Genomic DNA, 19683 nt, shown 5'->3' on the forward strand with positions numbered 1-19683 from the left:
GCTAGCCAAGCATGCGCATCACTTGCTGCCCTAGCCCGGTGGCACCGGTGCCGATGCTGATGATGCCGTTGACGGATGTGATCCAGTCGCGAAGCTTCTCTTTGAACGCCGAGTCGTGCATCGCTTCTACGTGTTCTGGCCGGCGAAGGACGGAGCCGAATAGTGCGTCGAATGTCCCCTCGATTTCGTCGCGTCCCGTCACTCGCGCCAGGTGCACGGCCTGGAGCATCGAGTGAAGGTGTGACAGGAGAAGGAGTTTCACAGAGGCGGGCAATGATGCAGCGCTAATCTCACGCATCATCTCGGTGATCAGATCTTCGAGCCGGACGGTGTCCTCTATCGAGAGGTGGTGGACCGGGTTGGCGCGGTGCAAGACCCGGCTCACGTAAACGAGCCCATGGATGGCCGCGCTCATGGGTACCTGTCCGCCGGGTGCGAACGTAGCGAACATCTGGGACAGGTTCTGGCGAGAGGCCAGCACCGCCATAGCGTTTTCAAGGGCGTCAAGGTTGAGGAGTAGATGCTCCTCTTCCTCTGGTTCTTCGCCGAGGGCTCGGACGGTTTCACTGATCAGCGTGGGCAGTTGGATCACGCCACCGATGGCACGCACGCCATCAGGAGAATGCTCGCCGAGCCCGAGAGTCTGGGCGAAGGCGATCCACGCTGTCACCGCATCCTGCTCGCGCGGTCCAGGGAACGCGGTGTGAACGGCGAGCAGCACCTCTCTGAGGCGCGCGGCTGGGTTGTCTGGTTGCGATGCCATGGCGACACGGTAGATCTCGGCTGGCCAGCTCGCACCGCCTTCAACCAGGCTGGCAGGGCGTCTATCGCAGGTCTATCGCGACCAGTGCGTAACAACGACAAAGGCCTGGATCCAGTGGGACTGGGTCCAGGCCTTCATGCTTGGCACTTGTGCAGGTCAGCAGGTGTTGATGCTGGTCCGGCAGAAGTGCCCCCGGCAGGATTCGAACCTGCGCACACGGCTCCGGAGGCCGTTGCTCTATCCCCTGAGCTACGGGGGCGTGTCATCCGCTGTGCGGCGACGGGTTGAACACTACCAGCTTCCGCGGGGTGATCAGGAACCCGTTTGCGGGGGAGGAGGGGTGGGTCGCCCGGACGGGGTGGAAGTGGCAAAAACCCGGACGCGGGGGCTTAGGGCGACCTACTCTCGAGTTGTGTCAGGCGCCTCGGGTCGGGTGCTTGTTGTCGACGACAACAAGGTCATCCGGCAGCTGATCAAGGTCAATCTCGAGCTGGAGGGCTTCGAGGTCGTGACCGCGAACGATGGTGCCGAGTGCCTGGACGTGGTGCACCGGGTGTGTCCCGATGTGATCACCCTGGACGTCGTCATGCCGCGGCTGGACGGATTCGGGACCGTCGCCCGGTTGCGGGCCGATCCGCGGACGCGGCTGGTGCCCGTCGCGATCGTCAGTGCGGGTAACCAGTACGAGGGGGAGTACGGGACCGCCGCGCAGGTGGACGCGTTCCTCGCCAAGCCCTTCGAGCCGGCCGAGCTGGTGCGGGTCGTGCGGCGGCTCATCGAGCGCAGGCGCGGCGGGGGCGGGGGGCGGGGAGTTCACATGGCGAAACCGGTTCGCGTCAGGGGGGACCTTCTCCCCTAGGGTGGGTCCCGTGACCCCCGCTGACCTCTCCCGTACCGTCGTGCGCGCCGTGCGCTGCGCCGTCGAGGACGGGGAGCTGGGCGCCGGGGCGGTCGTGCCCGAGCGGATCGTCGTCGAGCGGACCCGGCCCGGTGGCGTGGGGGAGTACGCCAGCCCCGTCGCCCTCCAGCTGGCCAGGACGAGCGGACGCGCCCCCGCCGAGGTGGCCGGTCTGCTGGCCCGACGGCTCGGTGGCGTGGCCGGGATCCGGCAGGTGGACGTCACCGGCCCCGGGTTCCTCAATTTCACCCTTGATGCCACGGACGATGCCGCTGACGTGGTGCGGTCGGTGCGGGCACGGGGGAGCGAGTACGGGTTCGCCGACCACCCCCACACCGCTGCGGCGCCCACCACCGACCAGGAGCCCCGTACCCGCGCCGTGCGCGAGGCCGTCGGGCGGCTGCTCGCCTGCCAGGGCGCGTCGGACGGGCCCGGGACGCAGCGCGTCGTGCCCCCGACGCGGGCCGACGGGGACGTGGTCCGGCGCTTCGGGGCCGATGCCGCGCGCTGGGGCATGCTCGCCACCGACCCCGCGCAGCCGCCGCACTTCGGTCCGGGCCTGCTCGTACAGGGCGAGGCCAACGAGTTCTTCCGGGTGCGGTACGCCGTTTCGCGCGCCCGGGCGCTGGTCCGCAACGCCGAGCAGTTGGGGTTCGCCCCCGCGACACCCGAGTCCACCGCTCCCGGCGGGTTCGACGCCACCGCGCTGCTCGGTGCGCTGCGCGAGTACCCGCTCGTCCTGGAGGCCGCCGCGCACCACCGGGCGCCCGAGCGGCTCGCCCGCCACCTCGTCGTGGTCGCCGACGCCCTCCTCGACTTCCAGTACGACGTGTTGCCCAAGGGGGACGAGAAACCCTCGGCCGCCCACCGCTCCCGGCTGGCACTCGCCGACGCCGCCGGGACGGTGCTGGCCGGTGGCCTGACCCTGCTCGGCATCGGCGTACCCGAAGTGGTGTGAGAAGCCGGGTGCGCCCCCCACACGACGTGTAGAAGGAGAAAGAGAAGCGCCATGAGCCGTTCCGCACACCCCGCCGGTCCCCGTTACGCCGACGTCCTGCCGGAGGGCCACTACGCCCCGCCGGCCGCCGACCTCAACGTGCTCCCCGAGAAGGTGTGGTCCCGGACCGTCACCCGCGACGGCGACGGCGTGGTCAGCGTCGGCGGGATCGAAGTCACCCGACTCGCCGAGGAGTTCGGCACCCCGGCCTACTTCCTCGACGAGGAGGACTTCCGGGCCCGCTGCCGCGCCTGGGCGCACGCCTTCGGGCCGGGCGCCGACGTCTTCTACGCGGGCAAGGCGTTCCTCTCCAAGGCCGTCGTGCGCTGGCTGAAGGAAGAGGGGCTCAACCTCGACGTGTGTTCCAGCGGCGAGCTGGTCACCGCGCTCGCCGCCGAGATGCCCGCCGAGCGCATCGCCTACCACGGCAACAACAAGTCGGTCCCCGAGATCCGCCGCGCCGTCGAGGCGGGCGTCGGACGGATCGTCCTCGACTCCTTCCAGGAGATCGTCCGGGTGGCGCACGTCGCCGCCGAGCTGGGGGTCCGCCAGCGCGTGCAGATCCGCGTCACCGTCGGCGTCGAGGCCCACACGCACGAGTTCATCGCCACGGCCCACGAGGACCAGAAGTTCGGCATCGCGGTCGCCGACGGGATGGCCGCCGAGGCCGTGCGCCGGGTGCTCGGTCACGAGAGCCTCGAACTGATCGGCATCCACTCCCACATCGGCTCGCAGATCTTCGACATGGCCGGCTTCGAGGTGTCCGCCAAGCGCGTGGTGCAGCTGCTCGCCGCCGTGCGCGACGAGCACGGCGTCGAGCTGCCCGAGATCGACCTCGGCGGCGGCCTCGGCATCGCCTACACGGACGGCGACGACCCGCGCGAGCCGCACGAGATCGCCAAGTCGCTCACGGAGATCGTCGCGCGCGAGTGCGAGGGCGCCGGGCTGCGCGCGCCGCGCATCTCCGTCGAGCCCGGCCGCGCCATCGTCGGGCCCACCGCCTTCACGCTCTACGAGGTCGGCACGATCAAGCCGCTGGAGGGCCTGCGGACGTACGTCAGCGTCGACGGCGGGATGTCGGACAACATCCGCACCTCCCTCTACGACGCCGAATACAGCGTGGCCCTGGTCTCGCGCCGGTCCGACGCCGAGCCGATGCTCTCGCGCGTCGTCGGCAAGCACTGCGAGAGCGGCGACATCGTCGTGCGCGACGCCTTCCTGCCCGCCGACCTGGCGCCCGGCGACCTGATCGCCGTGCCCGCGACCGGCGCGTACTGCCGCTCGATGTCGAGCAACTACAACCACGCGCTGCGTCCGCCGGTCGTCGCCGTGCGTGACGGCGCCGCCCGCGTGATCGTCCGACGTGACACGGAGGAGGATCTCCTGCGCATCGACGTCGGATAATGAAATAACCGTCTCACTCAATGGACCAAGGATGGAAAGTTCTGTCCATTGAGTGAGACTTGTTCACACCTGGTGCGCAAGACCGCGCAGCGGGGGCTGATGGACGGATCGATGCAGAGATCGATCCGTGGATCGAAAGGTTTGGGTCGAATGATGCGTACGCGTCCGCTGAAGGTGGCGCTGCTGGGCTGTGGAGTGGTCGGCTCAGAGGTGGCGCGCATCATGACGACGCACGCCGACGATCTGGCGGCGAGGATCGGCGCCCCGGTCGAGCTGGCCGGCGTCGCCGTGCGGCGGCCCTCCAAGGTGCGCGAGGGCATCGACCCCGCGCTCATCACCACCGATGCGACCGCCCTCCTCAAACGGGGTGACATCGACGTCGCCATCGAGGTCATCGGTGGCATCGAGCCCGCCCGCACCCTGATCACCACCGCCTTCGAGAACGGCATCTCGGTGGTGTCGGCGAACAAGGCGCTGCTCGCCCAGGACGGCGCCGCCCTGCACGCGGCGGCCGACGCGCACGGCCGCGACCTCTATTACGAGGCCGCCGTCGCCGGTGCGATCCCGCTGGTGCGCCCGATGCGCGAGTCCCTCGCCGGCGACAAGATCAACCGCGTGATGGGCATCGTCAACGGCACGACGAACTTCATCCTCGACAAGATGGACTCCACCGGCGCCGGCTACCAGGAGGCGCTCGACGAGGCCACCGCCCTCGGGTACGCCGAAGCCGACCCGACCGCCGACGTCGAGGGCTACGACGCCGCCGCCAAGGCCGCGATCCTGGCCGGCATCGCCTTCCACACCCGGGTCCACCTCGACGACGTCTACCGCGAGGGCATGACCGAGGTCAGCGCCGCCGACTTCGCCTCCGCCAAGCGGATGGGCTGCACCATCAAGCTGCTCGCCATCCTGGAGCGCGCCGCCGACGGCCAGTCCGTGACCGCCCGGGTCCACCCGGCGATGATCCCGCTCAGCCACCCCCTCGCCTCGGTCCGGGAGGCGTACAACGCCGTCTTCGTCGAGGCCGAGGCCGCCGGACGGCTGATGTTCTACGGTCCGGGCGCGGGCGGCTCGCCGACCGCGTCGGCGGTCCTGGGCGACCTGGTGGCCGTCTGCCGCAACAAGCTCGCGGAGGTGACCGGGCCCGGCGAGTCGGCGTACACGCAGCTGCCGGTCAGCACCATGGGCGAGGTCGTCACCCGCTACCACATCAGCCTGGACGTGGCCGACAAGCCGGGCGTGCTCGCCCAGGTGGCGACCACGTTCGCGGAACACGGTGTCTCCATCGATACCGTGAGGCAGCAAGGACGTCCCGACGGGGTCGGCAATGAAGCCTCCCTCGTCGTCGTCACCCACCGCGCGCCCGACGCCGCCCTCTCCGGGACCGTCGAGGCGCTGCGGAAGCTGGACACCGTGCGCGGTGTCGCCAGCATCATGCGTGTTGAAGGGGAGTAAGGGACCCATGACCGACAACGGCACCCACCAGTGGCGGGGCATCATCGAGGAGTACCGGCACCGGCTTCCGGTGACGGACACGACCCCGGTGGTCACGCTCCGCGAAGGCGGCACGCCCCTCGTCCCCGCGCAGGTGCTCTCCGAGCGCACCGGCTGTGAAGTCCACCTCAAGGTCGAGGGTGCGAACCCGACGGGGTCCTTCAAGGACCGCGGCATGACCATGGCGATCACCAAGGCCAAGGAGGAGGGCGCCAAGGCCGTCATCTGCGCCTCCACCGGCAACACCTCCGCCTCCGCCGCCGCCTACGCGGTGCGGGCTGGCATGGTGTCCGCCGTCCTCGTGCCGCAGGGCAAGATCGCGCTCGGCAAGATGGGTCAGGCGCTCATCCACGGCGCCAAGATCCTCCAGGTCGACGGAAACTTCGACGACTGCCTGGACCTGGCCCGCGCGCTGTCCGACAACTACCCGGTCGCGCTGGTCAATTCCGTCAACCCGGTCCGCATCGAGGGCCAGAAGACGGCCGCGTTCGAGATCGTCGACGCGCTGGGCGACGCGCCCGACATCCACGTCCTCCCGGTGGGCAACGCGGGCAACATCACCGCGTACTGGAAGGGGTTCAAGGAGTACAAGGCCGACGGCCTCGCCTCCCGCACCCCCCGCGTCTGGGGCTTCCAGGCCTCCGGCTCCGCGCCCATCGTGCGCGGCGAGATCGTCAAGGAGCCGCACACGATCGCCACCGCGATCCGCATCGGCAACCCGGCCTCCTGGGACTACGCGCTCCAGGCCCGCGACGAGTCGGGCGGCTTCATCGACGAGGTGACGGACCGCCAGATCCTGGCCGCCTACCGCCTGTTGGCCGCGCAGGAGGGCGTCTTCGTCGAGCCCGCCTCGGCCGCGTCCGTCGCCGGTCTGCTCAAGGCCGCCGAGCTGGGTCTGGTCGACCCGGGGCAGAAGATCGTGTGCACCGTCACCGGCAACGGCCTCAAGGACCCCGATTGGGCCGTCGCGGGCGCACCGCAGCCGGTCACCGTTCCGGTGGACGCCGAGGCCGCCGCCGTACGACTCGGCCTGGTCTGATCCGACGGCCGCGGCCGGGATCGCCTCCCCGCCGCGGCCCTCGCCCGGTTCCGGAAAGGTTCGTCAGGGCCTTCCGGAATCAGGCAAGTCGGCCCGAAGAGCCACAAAAGCGTGACGGAGCACCGCGACACGCATCGTGCGCCTCCTGTGCGCCCTATGTCGGAGAAGAACCTTCCTTCGATACGCTGTACTGACATCCGCCATCGCGCACGTGACGCGGTGCTGCCCCGAGGGCCTTCGGGTGTCGTACGTTCTCCAGTACATTTCGCAGCGAAGATTCACAGCTGAAGATCCACGGTTAGAGATCCACGGTTAGAGATCTCGCACAGTCACAAGGAGTGTCATCGAGCGTGGCCGGTCCAGCATTCCGCGCCGCCGCCGTACGGGTGCGCGTTCCCGCCAGCAGTGCCAACCTCGGCCCGGGCTTCGACGCCTTCGGACTCGCCCTGGGGCTCTATGACGACGTGGTCGTCCGCGTCGCCGACTCCGGCCTGAACGTCGACATCGCCGGCGAGGGCGCCGACAACCTGCCGCGCGACGAGAGCCACCTGCTCGTGCGTTCCATGCGCACCGCCTTCGACCTGCTCGGCGGTCAGCCGCGCGGCCTGGAGGTCGTGTGCGCCAACCGCATCCCGCACGGTCGCGGCCTTGGCTCCTCCTCCGCCGCCATCTGCGCGGGCATCGTCGCCGCCCGCGCCGTGACCATAGGCGGCGAGGCGCGCCTCGACGACACCGCCCTGCTGGAACTGGCCACCGAGATCGAGGGCCACCCCGACAACGTCGCCGCCTGTCTGCTCGGCGGGTTCACCCTGGCGTGGATGGACGGGGGCAGCGCCAAGGCCATCCGTATGGAGCCCGCGGATTCCATCGTTCCGGTGGTCTTCGTCCCCTCCAAGCCGGTCCTGACCGAGACCGCCCGGGGCCTGCTGCCCCGCTCCGTCCCGCACGTGGACGCCGCCGCCAACGCGGGCCGCGCGGCCCTGCTCGTCGAAGCCCTGACCAGGCGTCCCGAGTTGCTGCTCCCCGCCACCGAGGACCGGCTCCACCAGGAGTACCGCTCCCCGGCGATGCCCGAGAGCGTGGCACTCGTCAACAGGCTGCGGGCGGACGGGATCCCCGCGGTCATCTCCGGCGCCGGACCCACGGTCCTCGCGCTGGCCGACAACGACGCGGCCGACAAGGTCGCGCAGCTCGCGGGCGAAGGGTGGGCGGCCAACCGGCTGGCCCTCGACGCCGCGGGCGCGAGCGTCCTTCCGTTGGGCAGCCAGGGCGGCTAGAACACGGCCGCCAGGGGGCGGGGCGGCCGGGCAGGCCGCCCCCGCGGACGGGCGCTATTGCCGGTGACTGAGAGGGGGAATATCTGTTGGATCCGGTAGTGTTAGTCTCAAGTGCGCATCCGAAGCCGCCATGGCTCGGTGCTCAGTGTCCCCATCAGGGACCACTTTTCTTCCGGGAGCCTCCCCAACTGCTTTGATCATTGCCAAGCAGTTTCGAGCACGCTCCGGAATCGGCGTGACATTCCCACGCTTCCAGCTCGGGGGCTTCTCGCCGGAACCCATGCACGTTTCCCTCCGCCGCGGTATCTCTGCCGGCGGACCACCGCCCCGGCCGCGGTCCACGACCCATCAAGTCATGGCCCGTTGTCGGACAGCACAACCGGTCGCCGAGCCAGACAGGCCGACGTCCGCTCCAGGGAAGGACCCTTCGTGAGCGACACCACCGATCTGATGGGCGCTGCCGACACCACTGTCGACACCAGTGCCTCCGCCGCGGGCGCCGCACCCAAGCGTCGCCGCTCCGGCACCGGCCTCGAGGGCATGGTCCTGGCCGAGCTGCAGCAGGTCGCGTCGGGCCTCGGTATCAGGGGCACCGCGCGGATGCGCAAGAGCCAGCTGATCGAGGTCATCAAGGAGACGCAGGCCGGTGGCGCCTCCGCCGCCAAGGCCGCGGCCCCCGCCGAGACCGCCGAGGCCAAGCCGAAGCGTCGCGCCACCAGCAAGGCCCGTACGGGCGAGGCCGCCGCCGCGGCGCCCGCCGAGAAGCCCGCCGCGCAGGCCCAGATCGACATCCCCGGGCAGCCGGCCAGCGACGACCAGCCGGTCGAGCGCCGTCGCCGCCGTGCCACGGCCCCCTCCGGCAGCCCGGAGTCCGCGGCCCCCGCCGCGGCCGTGCAGGTCGAGACCAAGCCCGAGACCGCCACCGCGGCCGTCACCGCGCAGCCCGACGCCAAGGCCGAGGCGGCCACGGCCGTCTCCGGTCAGGACGCCGCCGAGGGCCGCACCCGCCGGGACCGCCGCGACCGCGGCGAGCGCGGCGAGCGGGGCGACCGTACGGAGCGCCAGCGCGAGCGCCGCGACCGCGGCAAGGGCGACGACCAGGGCCAGCAGGGCCAGCAGGGTCAGGGCCAGCAGCAGGGCGGTCAGGGCCAGCAGCAGGGCGGCGCCGAGCGCGCCGACCGCCAGGACCGGCAGGGCGGCCGTCAGGGCCGTGGCCAGGGTCAGGGTCAGGGCCAGGGCCAGCAGCAGGGCGGCCAGGGCCAGGGCCGTCAGGACCGCCAGCAGGACAACGGTCCGCAGGACGACTTCGACGAGGACGGTCGGCGCGGCCGTCGCGGCCGCTACCGCGACCGTCGTGGCCGTCGCGGCCGCGACGAGTTCACGCCGAACGAGCCGCAGGTCGCCGACGACGACGTCCTGATCCCCGTCGCGGGCATCCTCGACATCCTCGACAACTACGCGTTCATCCGGACCTCGGGCTACCTGCCCGGCCCGAACGACGTGTACGTCTCCCTCGCCCAGGTCCGCAAGAGCGGTCTGCGCAAGGGCGACCACGTCACCGGTGCCGTGCGCCAGCCCAAGGACGGCGAGCGCCGCGAGAAGTTCAACGCGCTCGTGCGCCTCGACTCGTGCAACGGCATGGCGCCCGAATCGGGCCGCGGCCGCCCCGAGTTCCAGAAGCTGACCCCGCTGTACCCCCAGGACCGGCTCCGTCTGGAGACCGACCCGGGCGTGCTGACGACCCGCATCATCGACCTCGTCGCGCCGATCGGCAAGGGCCAGCGCGGTCTGATCGTGGCCCCGCCGAAGACCGGCAAGACCATGATCATGCAGGCCATCGCCAACGCGATCACGGTCAACAACCCCGAGTGCCACCTGATGGTCGTCCTGGTCGACGAGCGTCCGGAAGAGGTCACCGACATGCAGCGGTCGGTCAAGGGCGAGGTCATCTCCTCGACCTTCGACCGCCCGGCCGAGGACCACACCACCGTCGCCGAGCTGGCCATCGAGCGCGCCAAGCGCCTCGTCGAGCTGGGTCACGACGTGGTCGTCCTGCTGGACTCGATCACCCGTCTGGGACGCGCGTACAACCTCGCGGCCCCGGCCTCCGGCCGCATCCTGTCCGGTGGTGTCGACTCGACCGCGCTCTACCCGCCGAAGCGCTTCTTCGGTGCCGCGCGCAACATCGAGGACGGCGGCTCGCTGACCATCCTGGCCACCGCGCTCGTCGACACCGGCTCGCGCATGGACGAGGTGATCTTCGAGGAGTTCAAGGGCACCGGCAACATGGAGCTCAAGCTCGACCGCAAGCTCGCGGACAAGCGGATCTTCCCCGCCGTCGACGTCGACCCGTCGGGCACCCGCAAGGAGGAGATCCTCCTCAACAGCGAGGAGCTCGCCATCGTCTGGAAGCTGCGCCGGGTGCTGCACGCGCTCGACTCGCAGCAGGCGATCGAGCTGCTGCTCGACAAGATGAAGCAGACGAAGTCGAACGCCGAGTTCCTGATGCAGATCGCGAAGACCACGCCGTCGGGCAAGAACGACGACTGATCTCCGCGCCGCCGCACCACGGGCAGCCACACGAAAACCGCCCCCGCCGGGTCACCGGCGGGGGCGGTTTTCGCGTCGGGGGGCCGTGCGACCTTCACCACAGGGGCCGGGGGGCCCGGGGAGCCCCGCCCGCCCTACGAAGGTGCAGGTGACGGGGTTGTTGCGCGGGGCGTCCGCAGGATGATCGGATGGACGTTCATCACCGAATGGTCACATTCGGCGTGGAACCCTAGGGTCCGCTGGACCGTCTGAAGGAGAGGACATTCGGCAACGGGGGTGGCGTCCGGACCGGGTCGCCGGGACATCAGGACTGAGGAGAGCATGAGCCAGGACAGCAGGGGCAGCGGCAGGCGTGCCGCCAGGCGCAGCCGCCGGAAACCGACGACGAAGCGCCGCAGGGCCCTGACCATCACCGCCTGGACCGCGGCGGGGGTGGTCCTGCTGGGTGGGGCGGGCCTGGGGTACTTCTACGTGAAGTACAACGGCAACCTGAAGAGCGTGGACATCGACGCCGCGCTCGGCAAGGACCGCCCGCAGAACGTGGACAACGGCTCGATGGACATCCTCGTCCTCGGCTCCGACACGCGCGGCGGCGACAACGCGCAGTACGGCGCCGACGACGGCGGTTCGGCGCGCTCCGACACCGCGATGGTCGTCCACCTCTACGACGGCCACAAGCAGGCGAGCATCGTCTCGATCCCGCGCGACACCATGATCAACCGGCCGGCCTGCACGACGAGCAACGGGAAGACGGCCAAGGCCACCTTCGAGCAGTTCAACGAGGCCTACACGGTCGGCGGGGCCGCCTGCGCGGTCAAGACCGTCGAATCGATGTCGGGGATCCGGATGGACCACTACATCGAGGTCGACTTCACCGGCTTCAAGAAGATCGTCGACAGCCTGGGCGGGGTCCCGCTGACCACCACCAAGCCGATCAAGGACGACAAGGGCAGCCACCTCGACCTCCCGGCCGGCTCCCACAAGCTCAACGGCGAGCAGTCCCTCGGCCTGGTCCGCACCCGCAAGAGCGTCGGCGTCGGCAGCGACCTCGGTCGAATACAGCTCCAGCAGGCCTTCATCAAGGCGCTGATCAAGCAGGTCAAGAGCATCGGGGTGTTCGACAACCCCAAGAGACTGCTCGCCGTCGCGGACACCGCCACCAAGGCGATCACCACCGACAAGGGCCTCGGCGACGTGAAGTCCCTCATGGGCTTCGCCGCCGGCCTGCAGGGCCTCGGGGCCGAGAACATGCACATGGTCACCCTGCCGGTGATGGACTACCCCAAGGACAAGGACCGGGTCGTCCCGCTGGAGAAGGAGTCCAAGCAGGTCTGGGAGGCCCTGCGCGGTGACCAGCCGATACCCGAAGAGGCCACCCAGAACTCCGCCAATGACAAGAGCGGGGCGGGTTCGATCGTCCAGTAGGAATACCGGAGCTCCCGTGCCCGTTATGGCTGGCGTCCTGAATTTTGACAGGCGGCCCGGTCCTGGCAGACTGGTCCGTCGGCCCCGGTTCACGCAGCGCGCAATTCGGCCCCTGCGACCCGGCGCCCTCCCGATCTAGGAGACACCTTGAAGAGCGACATCCACCCCCAGTACGTCGAGACCCAGGTCAGCTGCACCTGTGGCGCGTCGTTCACCACCCGTAGCACCCTGACCGAGGGCACCATCCGTGCCGAGGTCTGCTCCGAGTGCCACCCGTTCTACACGGGCAAGCAGAAGATCCTCGACACCGGTGGCCGCGTGGCCCGCTTCGAGGCCCGCTTCGGCAAGGCTGCCGGCTCCAAGTAGCGAGCCCACGGCGCCGGTCTACGGCCGCCCCCACCACGCGCGGGGGCGGCCGGACCGGCGCCTTTGTCGTCCTGGCCCCACGCGGCGCCAGAGCCCTTCCGCAGCCCGTTCGTACTTTCACCCCAGGAGCCCCCGATGTTCGAGGCGGTCGAGGACCTGATCGGCGAGCACGCCGATCTTGAGAAGAAGCTCGCCGACCCGTCGGTCCACTCCGATCAGGCCAACGCGCGCAAGCTCAACAAGCGCTACGCGGAGCTGACCCCGATCGTCGCGACGTTCCGGGCGTGGAAGCAGACGGCGGAGGACATCGAGACGGCCAAGGAGTACGCGGCCGACGACCCCGACTTCGCCGCGGAGGTCAAGGAACTGAGCGCCCAGCGCGTCGAGCTGACCGAAAAGCTCCGCCTGCTGCTCGTTCCCCGCGACCCCAGCGACGACAAGGACGTGCTCCTGGAGGTCAAGGCGGGCGCGGGCGGCGACGAGTCCGCCCTCTTCGCCGGCGACCTGCTGCGCATGTACCTGCGCTACGCGGAGCGCGTGGGCTGGAAGACCGAGATCATCGACGCCACCGAGTCCGAGCTGGGCGGCTACAAGGACGTCCAGGTCTCCGTGCGCACCAAGGGCGGCAACGGCGCGACCGAGCCCGGCCAGGGCGTCTGGGCCCGCCTGAAGTACGAGGGCGGCGTGCACCGCGTCCAGCGCGTTCCGGCCACCGAGTCCCAGGGCCGCATCCACACCTCCGCCGCCGGCGTGCTCGTCACCCCGGAGGCCGAGGAGGTCGAGGTCGAGATCAACATGAACGACCTGCGGATCGACGTGTACCGCTCCTCCGGCCCCGGCGGCCAGTCCGTCAACACCACCGACTCCGCCGTGCGCATCACGCACGTGCCGACCGGTGTCGTGGCGTCCTGCCAGAACGAGAAGAGCCAGCTCCAGAACAAGGAGCAGGCCATGCGCATCCTGCGGTCGCGCCTGCTGGCCGCCGCCCAGGAGGCCGCCGAGCAGGAGGCCTCCGACGTGCGCCGCAGCCAGGTGCGCACCGTCGACCGCTCCGAGAAGATCCGTACGTACAACTTCCCGGAAAACCGGATCTCGGACCACCGGACCGGCTTCAAGGCGTACAACTTGGACCAGGTGCTCGACGGCGACCTCGACTCGGTCATCCAGGCCTGTGTCGACGCGGACTCCGCCGCCAAGCTCGCGGCCGCGCAGTAACCCTTCCGTCCGTCCCACCCGTACGACAGCAGCCCGGAGGACCAGCGTGCAGCCACAATCTGGGGGGCGACCCCCAGGCCCCCGCAGTCTGCTGCTTGCCGAGGTGGCCCAGGCCACCCAGCGGCTGGCCGCCGCAGGCGTACCCTCCCCGCGCTTCGACGCGGAGGAACTCGCCGCCTTCGTGCACGGCGTCAAGCGCGGTGAACTGCACCTGGTCAAGGACGGCGACTTCGACGCCCGGTACTGGGAGACCATCGCCCGTCGCGAAGCGCGCGAGCCGCTCCAGCACATCACCGGCCGCGCCTTCTTCCGCTACCTGGAGCTCCAGGTGGGGCCGGGCGTCTTCGTCCCGCGACCGGAGACCGAGTCCGTCGTGGACTGGGCCATACAGGCCGTACGGGCGATGGACGTCGTCGAACCGCTGATCGTGGACCTCTGCACCGGCTCGGGCGCCATCGCGCTCGCCATGGCGCAGGAGGTCCCGCGCTCGCGCGTGCACGCGGTGGAGCTGTCCGAGGACGCCCTCCAGTGGACCCGCAAGAACGCCGAGGGGTCCCGGGTCACCGTCCACCAGGGCGACGCGCTCAGCGCGCTGCCGGAGCTGGACGGCCAGGTCGACCTGGTGATCTCCAACCCGCCGTACATCCCGCTCACCGAGTGGGAGTACGTCGCCCCCGAGGCCCGCGACCACGACCCGGAGATGGCGCTCTTCTCCGGCGAGGACGGCCTCGACACCATCCGCGGCATCGAACGCACCGCCCACCGGCTGCTGCGTCCCGGCGGGATCGTCGTCATCGAGCACGCCGACACCCAGGGCGGCCAGGTGCCGTGGATCTTCGCCGACGAGCGGGGCTGGGCCGATGCCGCCGACCACCCCGACCTGAACAACCGGCCGCGCTTCGCCACCGCCCGCAAGGCCATGCCGTGACGAGCCCCGCCCGCCCGGTGCACACCCCTGCCACGATCACCCCGCACGAGGAGGCCCCCTGATGGCCCGGCGATACGACTGCAACGACGCGACGGACCGCAAGACGGGCCTTCGCGAAGCCGCATCCGCCGTGCGCCGCGGCGAACTCGTCGTGCTGCCGACGGACACGCTCTACGGGATCGGTGCGGACGCCTTCAGCGCGGAGGCCGTCGGCGACCTGCTGGCCGCCAAGGGCCGGGGCCGCAACATGCCCACGCCCGTGCTCATCGGCTCCCCGAACACCCTGCACGGCCTGGTCACGGACTTCACCGAGCAGGCCTGGGAGCTGGTCGACGCCTTCTGGCCCGGCGCGCTGACCCTCGTCGCCAAGCACCAGCCGTCGCTGGCCTGGGACCTCGGCGAGACCCGTGGCACCGTGGCCGTGCGCATGCCGCTGCACCCCGTCGCGATCGAGCTGCTGACCGAGGTCGGGCCGATGGCCGTCTCCTCGGCGAACCTCACCGGTCACCCGGCGCCGGAGGACTGTGACGCCGCCCGCGAGATGCTCGGCGACTCCGTGTCCGTGTACCTGGACGGCGGGCCGACCCCCGGCATTCAGCCGTCGTCGATCGTCGATGTCACCGGGAAGGTTCCCGTCCTGCTGCGCGAGGGGGCGTTGACCGCGGACCAGCTGCGCGAGGTCGTACCCGACCTCGAGGTGGCCCCGTGAGCCCTGAGGGGCGTGGCATAGCAAGGGCCGGAGGGGACGCCTTCCGCATACTCCACGTCAGCACCGGCAACGTCTGCCGCTCGCCCATCACCGAGCGGCTGACGCGGCATGCCCTGACGCATCGCCTGGGTGGGGCGCCGGCCGGTGGGCTCATCGTCGAGAGCGCCGGGACCTGGGGGCACGAGGGTGCGCCCATGGAGGCGAACGCGGCGGCGGTCCTGGCGGACTTCGGTGCCGACGCGAGCGGGTTCATCGGGCGGGAGCTGCTCGACGAGCACGTCATACGCGCCGACCTGGTGCTGACCGCTACGCGCGATCACCGGGCGCAGGTCATCTCGATGGGGCACTCGGCCGGACTGCGGACCTTCACGCTCAAGGAGTTCACCCGGCTGGTCCGGGCGATAGACCCCGCCACGCTGCCGCCGCTCGATGACGGCATGGCGGAGCGGGCGCGGGCGTTGGTGCGGGCTGCCGCGGCGCTGCGGGGGTGGCTGTTGGCGCCGTCGCCCGACGCGGACGAGGTCTACGACCCGTACGGTGCGCCGATCACGTTCTTCCGCTCGATCGGCGACGAGATCCAGCAGGCGCTGGACCCGGTGGTCACCGCCCTGACGGGCGTCGGCGACCGCCACTGACCGCCGACGCCCGGCCTGGCATGTCCGCCACGGCACGGCGCCGCCCTCAATCGCCGGGCGGGCTCCATCCGACCGATCCAGCCTCGCCGGCGTTTGAGGCGCCGGCGGAGGCGCTTGTGGGGGATGCCCTCAATCGCCGGGCGGGCTTGATGTGGCTGATCCAGCCTCGCCGGCGTTTGAGGCGCCGGCGGAGGCACTTGTGGGGGATGCCCTCAATCGCCGGGCGGGCTTGATGTGGCTGATCCAGCCTCGCCGGCGTTTGAGGCGCCGCCGGAGGCGCTTGTGGGGGATGCCCTCAATCGCCGGGCGGGCTTGATGTGGCTGATCCAGCCTCGCCGGCGTTTGAGGCGCCGCCGGGGGCACTTGTGGGGGATGCCCTCAATCGCCGGGCGGGCTTGATGTGGCTGATCCAGCCTCGCCGGCGTTTGAGGCGCCGCCGGAGGGGTCGGGGACGCGTCCCTCCGGGTAGGAAAGGCGGGATCAGGGGGGCGGGCCTAGAGTTGGGCTACCCGGTCCACCCACCGCGTCGGAGCCGCGCCATGAGCGTCATCACCCAGCCGACGGACACCCTGCGCCGCCAGGATCCGCTGATGGCCGACGTCCTCGCCGGCGAGGCACTGCGTCAGGCGGAGAGCCTCCAGCTCATCGCGGCCGAGAACTTCACCTCCACCGCCGTCCTCGCCACCCTCGGCTCCGCACTCGCGAACAAGTACGCCGAGGGCTACCCCGGCGCCCGCCACCACGGCGGCTGCGAGTACGCCGACCAGGCGGAACGCATCGCGGTGGAGCGGGCCCGGGCCCTCTTCGGCGCCGAGCACGCCAACGTCCAGCCGCACTCCGGCTCCGCCGCCGTCCTCGCCACCTACGCCGCGCTGCTGCGCCCCGGCGCCACCGTGCTGGCCATGGGGCTCCCGTACGGCGGCCACCTCACGCACGGTTCCCCCGCGAACCTCTCCGGCCGCTGGTTCGACTTCGTCGGCTACGGGGTAGACGCCCGGACCGGGCTCATCGACTACCTCCAGGTCCAGGAGCTGGCCCGAAGGCACCGCCCCGAGGCGATCGTGTGCGGCTCCATCTCCTACCCCCGCCACCCCGAGTACTCGGCCTTCCGCGAGATCGCCGACGAGGTCGGGGCCTTCCTCATCGCGGACGCCTCCCACCCCATCGGGCTGGTCGCGGGCGGCGCCGCCCCGAGCCCGGTCCCGTACGCGGACGTCGTCTGCGCCACCACCCACAAGGTGCTGCGCGGCCCCCGCGGCGGCATGATCCTGTGCGGCGCCGAGTTCGCGGAGCGGATCGACCGCGCCGTCTTCCCCCTCACCCAGGGCGGCGCGCAGATGCACACCATCGCCGCCAAGGCGGTCGCCTTCGGCGAGGCCGCGACCCCGGCCTTCACCACCTACGCCCACCGGGTCGTGGCCAACGCCCGCGCCCTGGCCGAAGCACTGCGCGTGCGCGGACTCGCGATCACCACGGGCGGCACCGACACCCACCTGATCACGGCCGACCCCGCGCCCCTCGGCGTCGACGGCCCCACCGCGCGGGGCCGCCTGGCCGCCGCGGGTCTGGTGCTGGACACCTGCGCCCTGCCGTACGGGGAGCAGCGCGGCCTGCGGCTCGGTACCGCGGCGGTGACCACCCAGGGCATGGGGGAGACGGAGATGGCCCGGATCGCCACCCTCTTCACGGCGGCCCTCACCGGGGGCGAGCCCACCCGCGTCCGGGCGGAGATCGCCGAACTGGCCCTGGGATTTCCCCCGTACGGGGAGTAACCGGCGAGAACAGCGGGTAGTGCAACCGGTTCGGGGTCAGCCTGCGTCCCCTTACGGGGGGACATCGCGGCTAATGTGTGGGGCTGAGATGGCCGGCGATACATCTGGGGCAGCCCGTGCGTGAATATCTGCTGACGCTCTGCGTCACGGTGGCGGTGACGTACCTGCTCACCGGGCCGGTACGGAAGTTCGCGATCGCGGCCGGTGCGATGCCCAAGATCCGCGCGCGCGACGTGCACCGCGAGCCCACTCCGCGACTCGGCGGCATCGCGATGTTCGGCGGACTGTGCGCGGGCCTGCTCGTCGCCGACCACCTGCCGAACCTCAACGGCGTCTTCGAGCTGTCGAACGAACCACGGGCGCTGCTCTCCGGAGCGGCGCTGATCTGGCTGATCGGCGTCCTCGACGACAAGTTCGAGATCGACGCCCTGATCAAGCTCGGCGCACAGATGATCTCCGCGGGCGTGATGGTCATGCAGGGCCTGACGGTCCTGTGGATCCCGGTCCCCGGCATCGGCACCGTCTCGCTCACCCAGTGGCAGGGCAACCTGCTCACCGTCGCGCTCGTCGTCATCACCATCAACGCCGTGAACTTCGTCGACGGCCTCGACGGTCTCGCCGCCGGCCTGGTCTGCATCGCCGCCGCCGCCTTCTTCCTCTACGCCTACCGCATCTGGTTCGGCTACGCGATCGAGGCGGCCGCGCCCGCGACGCTCTTCGCGGCGATCCTGATGGGCATGTGCATCGGCTTCCTGCCGCACAACATGCACCCCGCGCGGATCTTCATGGGCGACTCCGGCTCGATGCTGATCGGCCTCGTGCTGGCCGCCTCCGCCATCTCCATCACCGGGCAGGTGGACCCGGACGCGATGGCCCTGTTCGCCGGTGGTGAGCGCAACGCGACCCACGCGATGCTGCCCGTCTTCATCCCGCTGCTGCTGCCGCTGACGATCATCGCGATCCCCGTGGCCGACCTGGTCCTGGCCATCGTCCGGCGCACCTGGAACGGCCAGTCGCCCTTCGCCGCCGACCGCGGACACCTGCACCACCGGCTGCTGGAGGTCGGGCACTCGCACAGCCGCGCCGTGTTGATCATGTACTTCTGGTCGGCGCTGATCGCCTTCGGGGCGCTGGCGTACTCGGTGCACTCCGCCTCGATGCTGATCGTCCTCGTGATCGTCGCGCTGAGTGCGGTCGGGCTCGTCCTGCTCCTGCTGCCGCGCTTCACCCCGCGCGCGCCGCGCTGGGCCGAGTCCTTCCTGCCGCCGCGCTACCGGCGTCGGCGCACGACGGCGGCCGGCGCGGCCGCGCCGACCGCCGTCGAGGCCGTGCGCGGCGGGTCCCCCTCGGGACCGTCGGAGGAGGCCCTGGAGCGGACCCCGGCCTCCTACGGTCTGCACGGCGCCACCGCACTGTCCAGCCGCCCGGCCAACGGCCGTACGAGGGACCGCGAGCGGGCCTGACCGGGCCGCTTCCCGCAGGCTCAGGAAAGCGAACGTGCGGCGGCGCGCGGCCGGCCCGGATCGTGGGCCCGCGCGTCGTGGTCGGACGGCGGGGCGTCCAGGACGATCGCGGTGACGATGATCCCGTCGCGCACCGCCCACTTGCCCGCGAAGGCGCTCAGCTCCGGTTCGGCGGAGACCAGGGCCGGCGGGAGCAGGCGCGCGGAGAAGGTCCCGGCCAGCGGATCGATCCGGATGAGGGCGTCCTCGAACTCCAGCTCCTGCGCGGTCTGCGGGAACCACGCCTTGTAGACGCACTCCTTGGCGCTGAAGAGCAGCTTCCCCCAGTTGATGCCGGGGTGCAGCGCGGTGTGCCGCTTCACCTGTGCCTGCTCCAGCGGGAGGGCGATGCTTTCGAGCACGCCGTCGGGCAGCGGGCGGTCGAGTTCCGCGTCGATGCCGATGGCGGCGACCCGCGAGGCGTCGGCGACGACCGCGGCGCGGTAGCCGGTGGCGTGGGTGATCGAGCCCCGTACCGAGGCGGGCCACAGCGGAGCCCCCCGCGGTGTCGCGAGCAGGGGGGCCGGCGGGACGCCGAGGGCGGCCAGCGCCCGGTGGGCGCAGTACCGCGCGGTGGCGAACTCGCGGCGGCGGTGCTCGACCGAGTTGCGGACGAGGGCCGCCTCCGCGGGGTACAGCGACGAGAACGGCACGTCCTCGAAGGAATCGAAGGACCGGACGTGCGGCGGCAACAGCAACTCGATCATGA

Annotated in this window: 17 protein-coding genes and 1 tRNA gene; 15 read left to right on the forward strand and 3 right to left on the reverse strand. The window is 70.9% G+C overall.

The genetic code is table 11. The features are described 5' to 3' along the window. Position 1 precedes the first annotated feature (1 nt). Together ACZ4UB_RS20975 and ACZ4UB_RS20980 are read right to left on the reverse strand one after the other, a co-directional pair. Positions 2-763: a hypothetical protein gene (locus ACZ4UB_RS20975; protein WP_468072121.1), complete on the reverse strand. Its 762-nt coding sequence runs from the start codon at positions 761-763 to the stop codon at positions 2-4. A gap of 187 nt (positions 764-950) precedes the next feature. Then, a tRNA-Arg gene (locus ACZ4UB_RS20980) sits at positions 951-1022 on the reverse strand. Positions 1023-1127: 105 nt separating this feature from the next. Between ACZ4UB_RS20980 and ACZ4UB_RS20985 the strand changes: the two genes are divergently transcribed. The 15 genes from ACZ4UB_RS20985 (at position 1128) to ACZ4UB_RS21055 (ending at position 18935) form a co-directional block, all read left to right on the forward strand. Continuing rightward, positions 1128-1622, forward strand: coding sequence for a response regulator (locus ACZ4UB_RS20985; protein ID WP_468072199.1), 495 nt, complete (start codon positions 1128-1130; stop codon positions 1620-1622). Positions 1623-1632: 10 nt separating this feature from the next. Then, positions 1633-2619 carry an ArgS-related anticodon-binding protein NrtL gene (gene nrtL, locus ACZ4UB_RS20990; protein ID WP_468072123.1) on the forward strand — a complete coding sequence of 329 codons (987 nt, stop codon included), beginning with the start codon at positions 1633-1635 and terminating at the stop codon, positions 2617-2619. 51 nt (positions 2620-2670) lie between these two features. Next, positions 2671-4062, forward strand: coding sequence for a diaminopimelate decarboxylase (lysA, locus tag ACZ4UB_RS20995; RefSeq protein ID WP_354382849.1), 1392 nt, complete (start codon positions 2671-2673; stop codon positions 4060-4062). A 150-nt stretch (positions 4063-4212) separates the two neighbouring features. Then, positions 4213-5517 carry a homoserine dehydrogenase gene (locus ACZ4UB_RS21000; RefSeq protein WP_468072125.1) on the forward strand — a complete coding sequence of 435 codons (1305 nt, stop codon included), beginning with the start codon at positions 4213-4215 and terminating at the stop codon, positions 5515-5517. A gap of 7 nt (positions 5518-5524) precedes the next feature. Further along, positions 5525-6595 (forward strand): threonine synthase, encoded by a 1071-nt coding sequence (gene thrC / locus ACZ4UB_RS21005; RefSeq protein WP_468072127.1) that lies wholly within the window; start codon positions 5525-5527, stop codon positions 6593-6595. A gap of 350 nt (positions 6596-6945) precedes the next feature. Further along, a complete protein-coding gene (gene thrB, locus ACZ4UB_RS21010) occupies positions 6946-7872 on the forward strand; it encodes a homoserine kinase (protein ID WP_351037667.1) in 927 nt (308 codons plus the stop codon). A gap of 429 nt (positions 7873-8301) precedes the next feature. Beyond that, positions 8302-10422, forward strand: a complete 2121-nt coding sequence (gene rho / locus ACZ4UB_RS21015; protein ID WP_468072129.1) for a transcription termination factor Rho — start codon at positions 8302-8304, stop codon at positions 10420-10422. 321 nt (positions 10423-10743) lie between these two features. Then, positions 10744-11847 carry an LCP family protein gene (locus ACZ4UB_RS21020; RefSeq protein ID WP_468072131.1) on the forward strand — a complete coding sequence of 368 codons (1104 nt, stop codon included), beginning with the start codon at positions 10744-10746 and terminating at the stop codon, positions 11845-11847. A 147-nt stretch (positions 11848-11994) separates the two neighbouring features. Continuing rightward, a complete protein-coding gene (gene rpmE, locus ACZ4UB_RS21025; RefSeq protein WP_354382854.1) occupies positions 11995-12213 on the forward strand; it encodes a 50S ribosomal protein L31 in 219 nt (72 codons plus the stop codon). Between the two features lie 135 nt (positions 12214-12348). Then, positions 12349-13428 (forward strand): peptide chain release factor 1, encoded by a 1080-nt coding sequence (gene prfA / locus ACZ4UB_RS21030; RefSeq protein ID WP_354382855.1) that lies wholly within the window; start codon positions 12349-12351, stop codon positions 13426-13428. 46 nt (positions 13429-13474) lie between these two features. Beyond that, positions 13475-14356, forward strand: a complete 882-nt coding sequence (gene prmC / locus ACZ4UB_RS21035; RefSeq protein ID WP_354382856.1) for a peptide chain release factor N(5)-glutamine methyltransferase — start codon at positions 13475-13477, stop codon at positions 14354-14356. A gap of 61 nt (positions 14357-14417) precedes the next feature. Further along, positions 14418-15065 (forward strand): L-threonylcarbamoyladenylate synthase, encoded by a 648-nt coding sequence (locus ACZ4UB_RS21040; RefSeq protein ID WP_283448545.1) that lies wholly within the window; start codon positions 14418-14420, stop codon positions 15063-15065. After that, positions 15062-15700, forward strand: coding sequence for an arsenate reductase/protein-tyrosine-phosphatase family protein (locus tag ACZ4UB_RS21045; RefSeq protein ID WP_385774264.1), 639 nt, complete (start codon positions 15062-15064; stop codon positions 15698-15700). Before ACZ4UB_RS21040 ends, ACZ4UB_RS21045 begins: the two co-directional genes overlap by 4 nt. A gap of 539 nt (positions 15701-16239) precedes the next feature. Beyond that, a complete protein-coding gene (locus ACZ4UB_RS21050; protein ID WP_468072134.1) occupies positions 16240-17472 on the forward strand; it encodes a serine hydroxymethyltransferase in 1233 nt (410 codons plus the stop codon). A 116-nt stretch (positions 17473-17588) separates the two neighbouring features. Then, on the forward strand, positions 17589-18935 hold the full coding sequence (locus tag ACZ4UB_RS21055) for an MraY family glycosyltransferase (RefSeq protein WP_468072136.1): 1347 nt from the start codon (positions 17589-17591) through the stop codon (positions 18933-18935). A 20-nt stretch (positions 18936-18955) separates the two neighbouring features. Here the strand turns inward: ACZ4UB_RS21055 and ACZ4UB_RS21060 are convergent, their stop codons facing one another. Then, positions 18956-19681, reverse strand: coding sequence for a 4'-phosphopantetheinyl transferase family protein (locus ACZ4UB_RS21060; RefSeq protein ID WP_354382860.1), 726 nt, complete (start codon positions 19679-19681; stop codon positions 18956-18958). Positions 19682-19683: the final 2 nt, after the last annotated feature.

The sequence above is a fragment of the Streptomyces sp. NPDC028419 genome, from assembly GCF_055565515.1.